Origin of the sequence: Collinsella sp. CLA-ER-H4, from assembly GCF_040092395.1 — a bacterium.
In the GTDB taxonomy this organism is placed as follows: domain Bacteria; phylum Actinomycetota; class Coriobacteriia; order Coriobacteriales; family Coriobacteriaceae; genus Collinsella.
On record NZ_JBBNLQ010000001.1, the window covers coordinates 320767 to 336757 of the forward strand.

The following is a 15991-nucleotide window of genomic DNA, read 5'->3' on the forward strand; positions in this document are numbered from 1 at the left end:
TTCGTATGACGAAAGTCCACTGTCGCCAATTCTTAAGCCGGCACGCGTTGGAGAGCAGGAGTCGAAACAATGATTGAAGGACGCTCTAGTACGGCCCAGGCGCCGAGGCAGGAGCACATGCGCCAAGGACGAACGTTTTCGTAGCGCGCGAGGATATTGCCGTCGCGATCGATGAAGGCGATGTCGATGGGATAGGCCATAAAACACGTATGGACCGAAGAGCAGCGTGGAAACGCCATGACGAGCGACAGGCCGTTGGCGGCAACCGGACGCCGTCCCAGCATGCCGCGCAGGCGCACGACAAACGACTCCGCCACCACAAACTCGGCCGGCGTCCAACCCAGCCTATTGAGTGCCCGCGCGTAGGCGATGTAGGACGAGACCGCGGTCACATGACCACCCCCGGATGCCATGGATCGACCGTCACCGCGCGCTCGTGCGACAACGTTGTCGGCGCCCCCAGCGGAACGCCAGCGATGCTGAGAGAAGTCGGCCACGGCTCATAGTGCATGGTGCAGGTGTAGGTCCTAAACGTACCGGATAGGGAGAGCAGGCCACCATCTGATGCCTTCGCGCCTTGCTCGCTCGACACTTCGATCTGCAAGTCATAGCCTTCCATGGCATTCAGAATTTGAGTCTGGACCGTCGCCGAGGCATCGGCAGAGCTTTCGTCGCCCTCCCCCTCCGACGCCACGGCATGCGCTAGCACGATGTCGGGCACCACGCGGTCGAAGCGCGCGACAGCGCCGGCAAAGATCATGACGTTGTACACGATGAGTGCCAGCACCAGCAAAACGGGCGTAACCACTGCCATCTCCACCGTCGCTTGGGCGCGCTCCTCGCGCAGACGCATGCGGATACTCATTACGACCCACCGCCCAGAGCGCCAACCAGCGTGGCGACATCGACGGTGAGCGGGATGGAGCCGCCGCCGGGCAGAGGAATCTCCGCAAGTGTGAACACCGTACCGCTAATGGTGCGTTCGACTTGATATTCCAACGCCTCGCAAAGCGTCTTGGGATCGGTCACGCCCAACGGAATACTTCGCAGTTTGTCTTGCGCTTGAGAGAGACCCGCAATGTCAGACCCCGGACTCTTAATGACGTTGGCAGAATCGGTCAGCACCGGCTTTCGCAGGCGCAAGTCGCACGGTTCCAAACCCAGCGCCGCCACGGACGCCGAAACGGTATCGCCGAGCCACGATGCGATGGAGCCCAACGCGCCGCTGCCCCCTCCTAGGCCTTTAATCATCTCGTCCATAAGTTCGTCGGCCGAACCTTGAATATCACCGTATCCTACGAGCAGCCGTCCCCAAACATCCATGACGCCGTCGAGCACGCCGGCAACGCCGCCCGAGCGTTCCTTCAATGTCGAGATAAATCGCGAAAGCACGTTGTTTTGCGCCGTCGCGTCATCGGGTGCCAGCACCGCGCCAGAGATAGCACCGCGATTGCCAAGCCTGACTGCCGTGTTAAACGAAGAGTTGAGCTCGTCGGGGCTCGAGATGGCACCCGTAACCGCAAAGGCGACCACGCCGTTGCGACCGGGCGGAGCGATACGCGGACGCTCGCCCGAAAGCTCCTTGATGGCCTGGTCAAACGTATTGCCCGCACGATCGGCCTCGTCTTCGGTCTGACGCTCGAGCTCGAGCTCTTTGTTGCGGCATTCGACGTAGTCTTCCAGAGCCTCTTTGAACTTGTCAAAGTGGTACTCGAAGCCGTTTTCGATGAACGATGGCGGCATGAGGGCGCTTCCAAGCGTAACCACGCCGAAGCCGCACGCTTCGCATGTATCACGACCATCATAATCAGCAACAGATGCCAGCCCACTCGGAGTCCCTTTCTGATAGACGGGGCATTCGACTCCATAATGCAGGTATGTTCTGCCGTCGTTGTTGCTTACAGGCCATGCGGCATCGGTGTAAAGTTCGGTCGGCCGCACCTCGTTTGGGACACGCGGCAATAGTGGGATATAGGCAGAAAACCGTTCGCCATCATCTTTTATGTATGCTCGATCGACCTCTTCAATCGCATAGGCATAGAACGCTTTTCGAGCGGCTGACTGCGCTTTCATCTCGACGCTCGATCCCTGAGGTTTTTCATTCGCCAAGCGCTGTCGGTAATAGGTTTTCGCGCGATCGAGCGCTATTTGCGGCTCCCATGTGATGCTCGACTTTTCATGACGGTTCTGGCTGTCAGATAGTTCTGCTAGTTTTTTCGCACGCTCCCACATACACGAGTACTTGCCAATCGAACTCTCGTCCGACCCGCCACAATCCGCCAGCCAAGCGCGCTCTTTAGCCTTCGCCGTGTCCTCAGAAGCCTTCCGCAGCTCCTCGGCCGCACGCTCTAAATCATCCGATGTGTCTTTAATGGCATCGGTCGAGATCTCGGACCCCTCGAGCGCAGCGAAGTCCGACTCGGATGTCCTGGGCACGGCAAGCGCCGTACCGGTATAGGTCACATTATCGGTATCCTGCGCCGAGACCGCCTGCGTGGCACGCGCGGCGATCAGATACGGCAGAGCCGTCTCGATTTTCTGTAAGCCTTCCGATGCGCTTTTGGCAAACTTGTTGCGCGTTTTAATAATCTCAATCCCGGTGTCGACCATATTGCCGGCAACTGGTTCGGCGCCCGGGATGAGGATGGCGACCAGGCCCGTCCCGATCGTGGCAAACCCCGCCAGGCCCAAACTCAAAATGCTCGCATCCACCACCGTGGCAGCCGTGTGATAGGACGACACCACATTGGCGCCTGCCAGCGCGCCGCTATCGGCAGCCACCTGGGTGTCCCCCGCGCGCGACATGCTCCATATCGCCGCCGTCGACGAAAACAGCAGCGTGAGCACCACCAAGATGACCACCGCAGAGGAAAGCGTGGTGTAGGCACCGTCTTCGATAAACAGGTCGATACCGGCTCGACCCATAAAGCCGCCTCGCTTGCGATGGCAGCTCGGACGGCGCGTCAAAACGCGTCTAGACCAGAAACGCTTAATCCCATGCAGCAATCCACGAATCATAATCTCCCTCCAGCCATTCGGGACGTGATTGATACGAGACATCGACCTTGAGCTCAACGTAGCCGCCCTCGGCGGTACCACCCATAACCTGCGCAAACGCACCGATCACAGGCAACGGCTTGACCTCGCCGGAAACGGACACGGACGAGACGCCGCCCGCATCGGCCCGGCTAAGCTCGACATCCCACGACAACGGCCCGCCGGCATGAAAGATCGAAACGTTGGGCACTGCGGCAAGCCGGCGGAGGGTGAACTCCTTAAGATCGTCGTCCTCCGCCGTCGTCGTGGTCATGAGCCGCGCGGTCTCGGCGGCGGCAGACTCCATGACCGCGCGCGTATAAAGCAGGCACACCGGTTGCAGTGCGAGAAGGATGAGCGTCAGAAACGTCGGCAGCAAAAAAGCGGCCTCGACCGTAGACTGCGCCCGGTCCTCGCGCGCGATATCAATACAACGCGATGTCCTTAGCGCCCGCAGCGGCGTCGATAACCGACGTCGAGGCAACGCCATGGGATGCCGCCCGCTCAACCAGCGCCGCCAAGTGCCCATCGGTGCCAGCACGCCAAAGCCCCGCAATCGCCAGCACGATCGATAACAGCGCCACCGTGACGATGGCGTATTCGACCGTCGCCTGGGCAGATTCCTCGCGCAGGACGTCATGCATTTCACGACCCCTCCTTTGAGCTTATTGTTTGCGGGGCCAGGCGCACCGCGCGCAGACGACACGAAGCATCGCCAGTATCCGCGGCAACCGTCACCATATCGACCCAGCCGCGCCCATCGCGCACAATGGCGCCCCATACGTTACCCTTAATATCGAGATAGCCGCTCAGGGCGAGCTGGGCCGTTGGCACCTCGCGGTAGGCGCGTAACATATCCGCCGCTGCCTCGGTCATCGGTCGGTCCTCGGACCATGCAAGCCGGACCGCAATCGCGTTGTCCTCAGGCGAATCCGTCGCAGTGCCAGACCGCTTGTCGAGCATCCGCAGAAAGGTTTGCGCCGTGACAGCGACATCCGAATCGTCCGCATCTCGCATCTCATCTTTTTGAGACGCCACCGCCGAATCTGAGCCCGAATCGAAGGCGGCCCCAGGACGCTGCTGCCGCGCGGCGTTTAGCCCCCAAACCGCCACTGCCACCGCCACAACCACACAGGCAAACACCAGCAGTGCGCCGACAGGCCGCCTACCCTCTACAGGCTGTTGATGCCCTCGCTGATAGCGTTCCATAGATCTTGGACCTTGCCCTTAAATGCGACAATGGCAATGATGGCGATCACCACAAGCACGCCCACCAAAATGGCGTACTCGGTGGTACCCTGCGCGCTCTCCTCCCGCAACAGCTCCTTGGCATGCTGGCGAGCGCGGATCGCCCGGCAAAAAGCCCAGTTCCAAGCCTTGTCAGCAACTTCGACCATCGTGTTCATGTATTCCTCCCTACATCATCCCGCCTGCTCCCAGCAGCGGGCCCAATATGGACAGAAGCAACGCCGGCAAGATGAGCGTGCCGGTGGGGATCAGCAGCTTGACGGGCGCACGCTCGATCTCACGCTCGACCGCGGCGCGATGAGCCGCACGGATCTCGCGACTTTGAGCGGCCAGCGTCTCGGCAAGTGGGGCACCCAGGGCGAGCGCCTGCCCCACCGTGATGGCAAAGGTCTCGAGCGCTCGTACGTCCAGATCGCGCGCGGCGGCCAACAACTCGTCCTCACGCGTGCCCACGCCCACCTGCCACGCCATGCAGGCCCGCTCAAGTCGAAGAGCCAGCACTGACCGGCGGTTGGCGCAGAAAATCTCAAGCGCCGCATCAAACGAAAGACCGGCCGAAAGACCCAAGCGCACAACATCGATCATCTCGGACACTTCGCCGAGCGAAACTCGCGCCGGGCCGCCCGCTCCAACCGCGCCCTTCACTCGCGCGGTCAGGGCATCGACCACTGAGCGACCCGCGGCAGCGACCAGCACCGCCTCGCGCTTGCAGGCCCCTGCGATCTTGCGTGCATCCGCCCGATCCAAACCCGTCGCGATAAATACACTCAGGGCGCACAGGCAAGCCGCAACTGCAACTGGGGCGCTCATAGCTCCACCCTCATAATGCGCCGGATAACCACCAGGGCAACGGCGTTGAGGGCGAGACCCAGCACCACAGCGCCCGCACCGGCAGGCGTCGCAAGACCGCGACGAAAATCTGCCGAAAGCAGAGCCAACACCGCGCACATGCCCGCCGGCATCGCCGCGACCATATGCGCCGACATGCGAGCCTGCGACGTCTTGACATCCAGGCGGCGCTTGAGCTCAATGCGCTCCCCTACCATGCTCGACGCCTCGGACAGCAAGTCGGCAAGCGGAGCGCCGGTGCGCTGTGACACCTTAAGCGCCAAGGTCACAAGCGAAAGACCGGGGGCGTCGATGCGCACGAGCAAGTCATCGAGCGCGTCGGTCGCCGAGATACCGCAATCGATCGCCGCCGCCACCCGCAAAAACTCGGTATGCACCGGTTCTTGCGCATGAGCGCCCACAAAGCGCATGCCCTGGGCCAGCGAATGTCCCGAGGCAAGCGACATGGAAAGTGCGGTAAACGCCTCGGGCATGGCCTCTTCTGCATCGTGTTGCTCGCGCCGGCTCTCAAAGCCATCCCGAGCGGCGCCAGCGGCAATCGGAGCAACAAGTCCCAAGGCAAACCCGAGGGGCGATAACGACACCATCGTTAGTAAAACGCTGCAGACACCGCTCGATAGCAGTAGAAACGCCAAACGCCCCGAAGCATCTTCAATCACGAGGCCAAGGCGATGCGCCGGAGCCAGCGATGCCCACGAACGGGCGATCTTTTTCAGCAGATCGTTTTCCACCAGCTCACGCGGCAGCTTCTCTGCCACCGTCTCGAGCGCCTGACGCGCCAGCTCCGCCGGCGGCACCTGCGGCACACGAGGTTCCGCCCCGCACGCCGTCGCAACAGAAAACCCTGCCAAACCCCCTACGACGAGGGGCACAGCGACCTCCATTCGTCCACCTCCTCTTGTGTGAGCGTCCCCGACCGCAGGCCTTCTGCGATAAACGGCGGCTCGCGGTCAAGCGCCCAGGTGCGCTCGGCGGCATCGAAAGTCACATAGCGCTCGAGCTCTACGCCGCCCGACGCGGCGCGACGCACCCCCGAATACGAGGAGACGAAGCGCCTGCCATCGGCGTGGCGCTCGGACATCACGATGCCGTCGAGCGCCATGGCAATCTGCTCCTCGATGAGCTCGCTCGGCAGATCGATGCCATAACGTGCAAGCAACGTCAGACGCACCACGGTCTCCTGTTCTGAACCCGCATGAAGTGTGGTGAGCGACCCGTCGTGGCCCGTATTCATGGCCTGCAACATGTCGCAGCACTCGGCACCGCGCACCTCGCCCACCACGATGCGGTCGGGGCGCATGCGCAGGGCATTGGTCACCAGGTCGCGGATCGTCACCGCGCCCTCGCCCTCAATTGAAGCCTCGCGCGCCTCTAGGCGCACCACGTGCGGATGATGCGCAAACTTGAGCTCGGCAGAGTCCTCGATCGTCACGATGCGCTCGCCGGTGGAAATCTCGCATGACAGCGCGTTGAGCAGGGTGGTCTTACCAGATCCCGTGCCTCCCGCAACCGCCAGGTCCTGTCGCAGCGACACCGCGCACGACAGCAGCTGCGCATACCAAAGCGGCAGTGACCCCAGCCCCACAAGCTCGTCCAGCGAGCAGATGCGGTCCGAGAACTTTCGGATGGTGAGAATCGGTCCGTCAATCGCCACAGGCGGAATCACCGCGTTGACGCGATAGCCCGTTTTAAGGCGAGCGTTGACGATGGGGCTGCGCTCGTCGATACGGCGGCCAAGTGGCGAGATGATGCGGTCGATAAGCACACGGATCTGCTCATCATCCTCAAACGCATGCTCGATAGGGTACAAGACGCCGCCGCGTTCAAAGAAGGCCGAGCGGCAGCCGTTGATCATGATCTCGGTAACGGTGTCGTCCTCGATGAGCGGCTGCAACGGCCCCAGGCCCACCACGTCATCCAAAATCTCGTCGATGATGGTCTCGCGTTCGGACGTCGCGAGATCGGTCGGTTCCTCAACATTGAGCGCCGCCTCCACCGCGGGACGCAATTCCGAGCGGGCAAGCGCCGGGTCGATATAGGCGCTGATACGCGCCACTTCGTCGTAACCCATGCGGTCCATCACAGCGCGCTTGGTGCGTCGTTTCACCGCGCGACGACGCCCCGCATCTACAGGCGCTGCAGCCGCTGCAGCGCCGGCAGCCTTAATCCTCGTTTGCAGGCTCATCGCCGATCACCCTCGCGCGACCAGGGAAGGCGGATACGCGGGCGTTCGGTGCGCGTTGCACGGTCGGCGACCATATCGCTCCAAGGGCCGACGGCGCACCCCAGTTCCACGAGCATCTCGCGCGTGGCCTCGCGCACGCTGGTCGCGAAAGCGCTCGTCTGACCCACTGCCTCGTCAGCGCGCCCAAACGCCATGAGCGCGGCGAGATCCTGCCCGCCATCGGCGATACGAATCTTTGAGCTCAACGCACAGGCAATCTCAAAGCGCATGGCGACGTCCTCGTCTGCCCCGCGCGCACCGAACCGGTTGAACACGGCGCTCATGCGCGTGCGCGGCACACCTACTCGACTTGCCAGTTCAATGACGCGCGATGCCGATGTCGCGGACGACACCGCCGCATCGCCAACGACCAGGCAACGGTCGCTCGCCGCCACCGCAGCCGCCACGGCGTCGCCCCAAAAGACCGAGGTATCGATAAAGACCACGTCGGATTCGCGACGCAGGACATCAAGCAATAGCTCCACCGGACGTGCCATGAGCTCGGCTTGCTCGGGCGCCGCGACGGGACCCCAGAGCGTAACGCCCGGCGCCACGCGCATCGATGTGGCTACGATATCCGGCTCGGTGAGCGCGCCCGCCGCCGACGGCTCGATAAGTGCCGCCATATCGCGCGGAGCATCGACGCCTAACAAGTCGTAAAGGTTTCCAAACATCAGGTCCAGGTCGAGCACGGCGGCACGCAAGCCCAACAGCGACGATATGTGTGCCATGGTGGCAACGATCGTCGACTTGCCGCAACCGCCCGAACCCGAAATGGCGCAGATGACCGGAGCTCGATGCTGCGGAGCGGCAGCGTCTGCCGGCGGCATCGGAGGCGGCGGGGCGGGCGTCGGCGACAGCGTCCCCGTCTCCCCCGCCGCAACCACACGCTGCGTCCAAGCCGGCATGGCAGCTTGTTCGGTCTGCAAGGCAGGCTCGTTCTGTGCAATCTGCTCATGCTGCATCAGCGACAACTCGCCGCACCCGGCAAAGCCCTCAACTTCGTCGAGTTCATCCGCCAGATTCACGCCGTGCACGTATCCCATATCTACAGCCGGGGAGTCGCCAGCATGCTGTGCCGGCCCTCCAGCGTCATCGTATACAAGGGGGTTCCGGGGGCGCCGACCATGCTCGGCTTCCGCTTTTCCATAATCATCAACACGCGGGCCTCTTGTAGCGCGAGGCGCCCCGGGTTCCCTATCAACAAAAGCATCGGGCTCAATCGTCATGCGCCGATCGGAATCAACCGCTCCCTCGCCCGCGCGCCCGTTGCCGCATATACTGTGCGCAGCGATGACCTCGGTCGCCCCCGCGCGAAACAGTCCCTCGATATCCGACGGATCGAGCGCTTCTATCAACACGACCACGCGACTCACGCGGCCTTCGGCCGTCAGGCGCGCAACAGTCTTGCGCACATCTTCGATATCAAACAGAGACGCCGCGATGATGGCAGCCCCGCGGCGCGACGGAAACGCCCGCGCCATGGAAACCAGCCCGTCCAGGTCACCCACGCGAAGCACCTGTGCACCCGCATCACGGCCCTCGACTTCCTGCTGCAACAGCCCGTAATCGCCGCACGCGCAGCACGCAAGCCAGATCGCCTTCATCACTCGTCGCCTCCGCTCTTTTTGCCGCGCGCCGTGGCGGGAATCGTCAAGCTGACCGTTCCCTTGCCCGAGGCTCCCAGCAGTTCCTTGACGTCTTCGGGGTCAGCCGCCAGCGTCACCCATTCGATCTTGCCCTCGCGCGTGGCACCGGAATTCTCACTGGTATCGATCACGTGCGCGCCGCACAGTCGATCGGTTACGCCATCTTTTTGCACGTACACGTCCACATAGCTGCCCACGCCCGTGGCACCGCCGACCGAGTGCTCGGCATCGACCGCCACCGAAACGGCGACCTTGCCCTTAGGCACCTCGAGCTTGTGGCTCTCGGCCTTGGTGTAGACATTGCAGATCACGGCGTTTTTGGGAATACGCGAAGTCGTCACGTCGCCGCGCACCTGGCGCAGCTCGGTCGCCGCGTCACGCGGCAGCAGGCTCGTCAGCCATTCCTGGGTTATGACATTGGTCTCATCGAGGGTCTCGCCCACATCGATATCGCGCGCCGCGACGCATACCTCGACGCGATCGCCACCGTACTTGGCCAAGGTCTCAGCCTGGACCTGTTCGGCTTGCGAGCGGATCGACGAGCCGTAAACCATGCAGAGCAGAGCAGCGAGCACGCCCGCGACCAGACTGATGGCGATGCGCTTGCTCTTGTTCACGGCCGCTCCTCTCATGGCAGTGCCGGGCGAATGCCCGTACCACCATTGTCTGGGCGGTCAGAGTGCAAAGCGGCGCAATCGCGATCTTGGTTTTCGATGTCAAACCAATCGCCGACCAAAAGCTGACCAGCCCGTCAAGCTCATGGCAAGGTTTTGGTCAGCACGTCAGCAAACTGCATGTTTCGAGGCTTTTCCGCAGCAAAAAAGCCGTCTCCCGAACAGTTGGGAGACGGCTGTCATAGGAAAAATCAATTACAGATGAACATCGGGATCGAGTATTTGAGCGCTCACGCGCATGGATGACGCCAGGTTTTGGAACGTTTCCAGCCGCAGGCTGTCGATCTGCCCGGCGTCCTCGGCCTCGCGAACGGCGCAGCCCGGCTCATGGGTATGTGTGCAATCGCCAAACCGGCACGCGCGCGATGCCTCGACAATCTCGGGGAAGGCGCGCGCCAGACCCCGCTCGTGACCCACGAGCGGTAGACTGCGCAGGCCCGGGGCATCGGCGATCACGCCGGCGTCGCCCGGCAGCGCCACCATCACGCGCGCGACGGTAGTGTGACGGCCCTGGTCGTCGCGTTCGCGCACACCGCCGGTCGCCAACGTATCGTGGCCCAGCAGTGCATTGAGCAGCGTCGACTTGCCGGCACCCGACTCGCCCAGAATCATGACGCAGCTCCCGGCAGGCACGCAGGCACGGACCTCGTCCAGGCCGCGGCCCTCGGCAGAGGACGTCACGATCACGCGCACGTCCGGACCCACCAGGCGGCGCACGCGGTCCAGATCGCGCTCGAGCTCCTCGGCATCGCAGCGGTCAGCTTTGGTAAGCACCACCACCGGCTCGGCATCGCAGTCAAGCGCCAACACCAGCGAGCGCGCCACGCGGTCGAGCAGCACCTCACCGGCACCGAGCGCCTGCACGATTAGCACGCTATCCACGTTGGAGCAGAGCACCTGGCGCTCTCCACGGGCACGGCCGCGCCAACGCTCAAAGCTCGTACGGCGCGGCAGCACGCACTCAATCACGCCCATATCGTGCCCGGGAGCGCGGCGCACCGCCACACGGTCGCCCACGGCAGGCAGCAGGACCTCGTCCTCGCCGCGCGACTTGGCAAACCCCACGGCATGCTCGGCGCGGAAGGTATCGTCGGCAGTCGCCACCAGCGGAAACCCGCGATCCAGGCGAATAACGGCACCCAGCCGCATCTGCTCGGGCTCCTCGGCATGTGCGCAGAAATCATCAAAGGCAGTCTGCTGGGCTTCATCGACCGGCAGATCATCAAACGCCGGGACATCCTGCAGCGCATCGAGCCCCGGTACGCTCGCCAACAACTCCTCGGCAGACGCGGGGGCCTCGGTCGCAAGCTTCCGACGACGATCGCGCTTAGCCCGCGCCCCCGTCGTCTTTTTCTTCGCTTTAGCCTTAGCCTTAGCCACAAACGCCTCCCAGCAGCCAAAATCACAACTGAGCAGGTATTTTAAATCAAAAAGAGCTGGCCGGGCAAAGCCCGACCAGCTCACAAACTTTCCCTCAGCCCTTTTCATCCGCACGGGAGAAAAGCCAACAAGGATACCGCAGGGCCCGCCCCGGAAGCCCTTTCTCCCGAACGATCCCGCAGCGCGAAGCGCGAGGACCAGTGAGGGAGAAAGGGCGTGGGGCGGGCCCGGACGAGTACGCTACTCTTTCTCGACCGCGCGCATGATCGCCTTGTAGATCTCCATCAGCGGGATGATCAGGAAGGCCAGACCCAGCGCGGCAAGAACGCCCTTGAGCTCAAGCGTCACGGGGCCAAAGAACATCTCGGCAAGCGTCGGCTGAACGGTCACGATAACCGTCAGTACCAGCGCCAGCGCGGCCGAAGCCCACAGCCACTTGTTCTGCTTCTTCATGGTGAACAGCGACGCACGACGGCTGCGCATATTGAAGCAGTGGAAAATCTCGACCATGTTGAGCGTGATGAACGCCATCATCACGCCTTCCTCGTCGGCATTGCCGGCGATCATATCGGCGATGTGGATGTAGCCCATGTCAAAGTACACGCCCACAAAGAAGCTCGCCAGCACCAGCACGGTGATGATCAGACCCTGGACCACGCAGTCCAGGCCCATATGACCGGCAAAGACACCGTCCTTGGCGTTGCGCGGCTTGCGCTTCATGATGTCACCCTCGGCATCCTCCATGCCCAGCGCGAGCGCGGGGAAGCAGTCGGTGACCAGGTTCACCCACAGCAGCTGCACCGGCTGGAAGATGGTAAAGCCGATGAGCGTGGCGATAAACACCGAGAACACCTCAGCAAGGTTGGCCGAAAGCAGGAACTGGATGACCTTGCGGATGTTGTCGTAGATGCGACGGCCCTCTTCGCAGGCACCGATGATGGTGGCGAAGTTGTCGTCGGCAAGCACCATGTCGGCAACGTTCTTGGTGACGTCGGTGCCGGTGATGCCCATACCGACGCCGATGTCGGCGCGCTTGATGGACGGGGCGTCGTTGACGCCGTCGCCGGTCATGGCGACGATCTGGTCGCGCGACTTCCAGGCCTCGACGATGCGCGTCTTGTGCTCGGGCTGGACGCGGGCGTACACGCCGTAGTCCTCGATGTGCGCGTCGAGCTCCTCGTCGCTCATGCGGTCGAGGTCGGCACCGGTAATGGCCTGGCTGCGATCGGCGACGATGCCAAGCTGCTTGGCGATGGCCACGGCGGTGTCGATGTGATCGCCCGTGATCATGACGGTGCGGATGCCAGCGTCGTGCGCCTCGCGGATAGCGTCGGCCACCTCGGGACGGACCGGGTCGATCATGCCGGACAGGCCGCAGAATACCAGGTCGTGCTCGAGCGCGGCGGGGCTGCAGTCGGCCGGGACCTCGGTGTAGGTGCAGCTTGCCAGCGCCAGTACGCGCAGGGCCTCGTCGGCCATGGCCTTGTTGGCGGCCACGAGCTCGGCGCGACGCTCCTCGGTCAGGGGGACGACCTTATCGCCGTCGTAGATATGGGTGCACAGGCCGATCACCACGTCGGGCGCGCCCTTGGTGTACTGCTCATACTCGCCGTCCAGGGTCTCGACGACCACGGACATCATCTTGCGGCCCGAGTCAAACGGGGCCTCACCCACACGCGGGTGCTCGGCGGTCAGGCCGGTGAGCCCCGCCTTGCCGGCGTCGTTGACGAGCGCGCACTCAGTCGGCTCACCCACGGCCTCGCCCAGCTCCTCGTCCCACTGGGCGTCGGAGCACAGCGCCATGCCGGCCAGGAACTTCTCCTTAGGCGCAGCGAGCTCGTGCTTGACGACAGTCATCTTGTTTTGGGTAAGGGTACCGGTCTTGTCCGAGCAGATGGTCTGCGTGCAGCCAAGGGTCTCGACGGCAGAGAGCTTGCGGATAATCGCCTGGCGCTTGGCCATTTTGGTCACGCCGAGCGAAAGCACGATAGTCACGACGGCAACCAGGCCCTCAGGGATGGCGGCGACGGCAAGCGAGACAGCGACCATAAAGGTATCGAGCAGCGCGGTCGGGTCGGTGAGAACGTTGCCCACGCCGTGGCGGATGATGTCGACGCCAAAGATGACGACGCAGATGACGATAACCATGATAGTGAGGATGCGGCTGAGCTCGGCAAGCTTCACCTGCAGCGGCGTGAGCTCTTCCTTGGCCTCGGCCAGGGCGCCGGCGATCTTACCCATCTCGGTGTTCATGCCGGTACCGACTACGACGGCGCGGCCACGGCCGTACACCACGGTGGAGCCCATGTAGCACATGTTCTTGCGGTCGCCGAGCGGCACGTCGTCGGTGCCGGCGGCGAGCTCGATCACGTTGGCATGCTTCTCGACAGGCACGGACTCGCCGGTAAGGGCGGCCTCCTCGATCTTCATCGTGGCGCTCTCGAGCACGCGGCAGTCGGCCGGGACGGAGTCGCCCGCCTCGAGCATGATCACGTCACCGGGCACGAGCTCGGCGCTCGGCAGGTGCACGAGCTTGCCGTCGCGCAGCACCTTGGACTGCGCCGCGCTCATCTCCTGCAGGGCCTCGAGAGCCTCCTCGCTTTTAGCCTCCTGGACCACGCCCAGCACCGAGTTGACGATAACGACGAACATGATGATGGCGACATCGGCAAAGTCCGCCTCGCCCTTGACCATGCCCGTGAGCGCGCTGATGACGGCGGCAACGATCAGCATGATGACCATGGGGTCGGCCATCTGCTCAAAGAAGCGCTTCCACAACGGCGTCTTCTCGGCTTCCTCGAGCTTGTTAGGGCCTGTCTTGGCGAGGCGCGACGACGCCTCGTCGTTGCTCAGGCCGAGGTCCTCATCGACACCTTGGTCGCTGAGTACCTCCGCCGCGGCGGACAGGTATTCCTTTTGCATATAGAGTCCCCTCCTGGGATTCGGGCCACTCAGCAGATTGATGCCCGATCATAATTCCCAGGAGAAGGGCAAGGGCTCATCAAGGCTGCCGTGCTGAGCGGCAGTTGATAGTGGAGCTATGGTACCCCAAAGCGGCGCGTCTAGCCAAAACATTCCAATTGGAAACACGGCTCGAGTGCAACGATGCAGACCGTATGATGTTCGACATTGATAAAACGTTTTTTCTTCGGTGCATCATCAAACTGAAATATCGCCCAGATAGCAGCGGTTAGAACGGTTGGTAAAGTTTTTGCATATACCGTTTATTCGCAAAAAATGAACTTCTAATTCGGCATACGGTCGATTTTTTGGGGTATTCGGTCGGCATTTCGTTATAATCATCTCAGTTTTATTTCTTATGGTTTATCTATCAGCGCAAGACGATGTCAGATGGAGGTCTGAATGTACAAGCGCACCAAGATTGTATGCACCATGGGTCCCGCCTGCGATAGCGACGAGACCATCCGTGAGATGATCAAGGCGGGCATGAACGTCGCCCGTTTTAACTTCTCGCACGGATCATACGACGAGCACCACGGTCGCATCGAGCGCGTCCGTCGTATTTCCAAGGAGCTCGGTCTGCCCGTCGGCATCCTGCTCGACACCAAGGGCCCCGAGGTCCGCACCGGCCTTCTGGTCGACGGCAAGAAGGTTGCCGTCAAGACCGGCGACAAGATCGTCGTCACCGCTCAGCCCACGTCCGAGGATTTCCACGGCACCTCTGAGCACATCTCCCTCGACTACCTGGCTCTGCCCTCCGAGGTCGAGAAGGGCTCCCTCATCCTGATCGATGACGGCCTGGTTGCCCTCGAGGTCGAGTCCGTCGACGGCCAGGACATGACCTGCGTCGTCAAGAACGACGGCCTGATCGGCGAGCGCAAGGGTGTTAACATGCCCAACGTCAACATCTCGCTGCCCGCTATCACCGAGCGCGATCGTCAGGACATCCTCTTTGGCCTGACCGAGAACATCGACTACATCGCCGCTTCCTTCATCCGTGACGGCGAGTCCGTCCGCGGCATCCGCGAGCTTTGCCGCGAGAACGGCGGCGAGCACGTGACGATCTTCCCGAAGATCGAGTGCGCCCTGGGCGTCGAGAACTTCGACGAGATCCTCGAGGCTTCCGACGGCATCATGGTCGCCCGTGGCGACCTGGGCATCGAGATCAAGCCCGAGCTCGTTCCGCACATCCAGAAGGAAATCATCGCTAAGTGCAACGCAGCCTACAAGCCCGTTATCACCGCTACGCAGATGCTCGACTCCATGCAGCAGAACCCGCGCCCGACGCGCGCCGAGGTTGCCGACGTTGCTAACGCCATTTACGACGGCACCGACGCCGTTATGCTCTCTGGCGAGTCCGCTGCCGGTAAGTACCCGGTCGAGGCCGTTAAGATGCAGGCCAGCATTGCTCTCGAGACCGAGAAGTACCTCCCGGCTCACGCCCCGCTCGAGGTTCCGGCTGACGCTCACGGCACCCGCGTCGTCAACAACGTTGTGGGTATGTCCGCTGTGAACATGGCCACCACCGTTGGCGCCAAGTGCATCACCGTGCCGACGACCACCGGTCGTACCGCTCGCCTGATTTCGCACTTCCGTCCCAACATGCCGATCTGCGCGTTCTCCCGCCACGAGTGGGCCGTCCAGCAGATGATCATGTACTGGGGCGTTATCCCGCATCAGGCCGAGATTACCCAGGGCACCGTCAACGGCACGATCGTCAAGGCGATCGAGACCGCTAAGGAGCTCGGCTACGTCGAGGCCGGCGATCTGACCGTCGCTACCGCCGGCGATCCCCGCATGAGCGTCCAGCTCGAGGACAAGGTCTCCTCGACCAACGTCGCATACGTCGCTCAGGTGCGCTAAATCGTACTTGCAAGCAGATTTGCATTGCAAAGGGCCCGGAAGGCATTGCCTTCCGGGCCCTTTTTCTGTGCCAATGCCGCCGCACGGCAAAACACGCACTCATTTCT

General features: G+C 62.6%; 15 protein-coding genes. 1 reads left to right on the plus strand and 14 read right to left on the minus strand.

Features of this window, described 5'->3' with window-relative positions:
- Positions 1–32 precede the first annotated feature (32 nt).
- The 14 genes from AAAX34_RS01355 to AAAX34_RS01420 form a co-directional block, all read right to left on the minus strand.
- Positions 33–413 carry a DUF192 domain-containing protein gene (locus AAAX34_RS01355; protein WP_138374419.1) on the minus strand — a complete coding sequence of 127 codons (381 nt, stop codon included), beginning with the start codon at positions 411–413 and terminating at the stop codon, positions 33–35.
- Complete coding sequence (locus AAAX34_RS01360) at positions 389–865, minus strand: hypothetical protein (RefSeq protein ID WP_138374418.1); 477 nt, start codon at positions 863–865, stop codon at positions 389–391. The genes AAAX34_RS01355 and AAAX34_RS01360 overlap by 25 nt, the downstream gene beginning before the upstream one ends.
- Positions 865–2925, minus strand: coding sequence for a hypothetical protein (locus tag AAAX34_RS01365; RefSeq protein ID WP_349109746.1), 2061 nt, complete (start codon positions 2923–2925; stop codon positions 865–867). Before AAAX34_RS01365 ends, AAAX34_RS01360 begins: the two co-directional genes overlap by 1 nt.
- 64 nt (positions 2926–2989) lie before the next feature.
- Positions 2990–3526, minus strand: a complete 537-nt coding sequence (locus tag AAAX34_RS01370) for a TadE family protein (protein ID WP_195521636.1) — start codon at positions 3524–3526, stop codon at positions 2990–2992.
- The gene (locus AAAX34_RS01375) at positions 3462–3680 is read right to left on the minus strand and encodes a hypothetical protein (RefSeq protein WP_055285909.1); all 219 of its coding nucleotides are present in this window, start codon (positions 3678–3680) and stop codon (positions 3462–3464) included. Before AAAX34_RS01375 ends, AAAX34_RS01370 begins: the two co-directional genes overlap by 65 nt.
- A 1-nt stretch (position 3681) precedes the next feature.
- Positions 3682–4245, minus strand: a complete 564-nt coding sequence (locus tag AAAX34_RS01380; protein WP_346973633.1) for a hypothetical protein — start codon at positions 4243–4245, stop codon at positions 3682–3684.
- Complete coding sequence (locus AAAX34_RS01385) at positions 4209–4442, minus strand: hypothetical protein (RefSeq protein ID WP_118288839.1); 234 nt, start codon at positions 4440–4442, stop codon at positions 4209–4211. Before AAAX34_RS01385 ends, AAAX34_RS01380 begins: the two co-directional genes overlap by 37 nt.
- 10 nt (positions 4443–4452) lie before the next feature.
- Positions 4453–5094, minus strand: coding sequence for a type II secretion system F family protein (locus AAAX34_RS01390; RefSeq protein ID WP_271737916.1), 642 nt, complete (start codon positions 5092–5094; stop codon positions 4453–4455).
- Positions 5091–6017: a type II secretion system F family protein gene (locus tag AAAX34_RS01395; RefSeq protein ID WP_022094027.1), complete on the minus strand. Its 927-nt coding sequence runs from the start codon at positions 6015–6017 to the stop codon at positions 5091–5093. The genes AAAX34_RS01390 and AAAX34_RS01395 overlap by 4 nt, the downstream gene beginning before the upstream one ends.
- Positions 5990–7318: a CpaF family protein gene (locus AAAX34_RS01400; protein ID WP_022094028.1), complete on the minus strand. Its 1329-nt coding sequence runs from the start codon at positions 7316–7318 to the stop codon at positions 5990–5992. The genes AAAX34_RS01395 and AAAX34_RS01400 overlap by 28 nt, the downstream gene beginning before the upstream one ends.
- The gene (locus AAAX34_RS01405; RefSeq protein ID WP_349109747.1) at positions 7315–8964 is read right to left on the minus strand and encodes a P-loop NTPase; all 1650 of its coding nucleotides are present in this window, start codon (positions 8962–8964) and stop codon (positions 7315–7317) included. The genes AAAX34_RS01400 and AAAX34_RS01405 overlap by 4 nt, the downstream gene beginning before the upstream one ends.
- Positions 8964–9623 (minus strand): Flp pilus assembly protein CpaB, encoded by a 660-nt coding sequence (gene cpaB / locus AAAX34_RS01410; protein ID WP_227790272.1) that lies wholly within the window; start codon positions 9621–9623, stop codon positions 8964–8966. The genes AAAX34_RS01405 and cpaB overlap by 1 nt, the downstream gene beginning before the upstream one ends.
- Before the next feature lie 252 nt (positions 9624–9875).
- The gene (gene rsgA / locus AAAX34_RS01415) at positions 9876–11060 is read right to left on the minus strand and encodes a ribosome small subunit-dependent GTPase A (protein ID WP_349109748.1); all 1185 of its coding nucleotides are present in this window, start codon (positions 11058–11060) and stop codon (positions 9876–9878) included.
- 240 nt (positions 11061–11300) lie between these two features.
- The gene (locus tag AAAX34_RS01420) at positions 11301–13982 is read right to left on the minus strand and encodes a cation-translocating P-type ATPase (protein WP_161115723.1); all 2682 of its coding nucleotides are present in this window, start codon (positions 13980–13982) and stop codon (positions 11301–11303) included.
- A 441-nt stretch (positions 13983–14423) separates the two neighbouring features.
- On the opposite strand from AAAX34_RS01420, the gene pyk reads away from it, so the two are divergent.
- Positions 14424–15884, plus strand: coding sequence for a pyruvate kinase (gene pyk, locus AAAX34_RS01425; RefSeq protein ID WP_035136807.1), 1461 nt, complete (start codon positions 14424–14426; stop codon positions 15882–15884).
- The last annotated feature ends 107 nt before the right edge of the window (positions 15885–15991 follow it).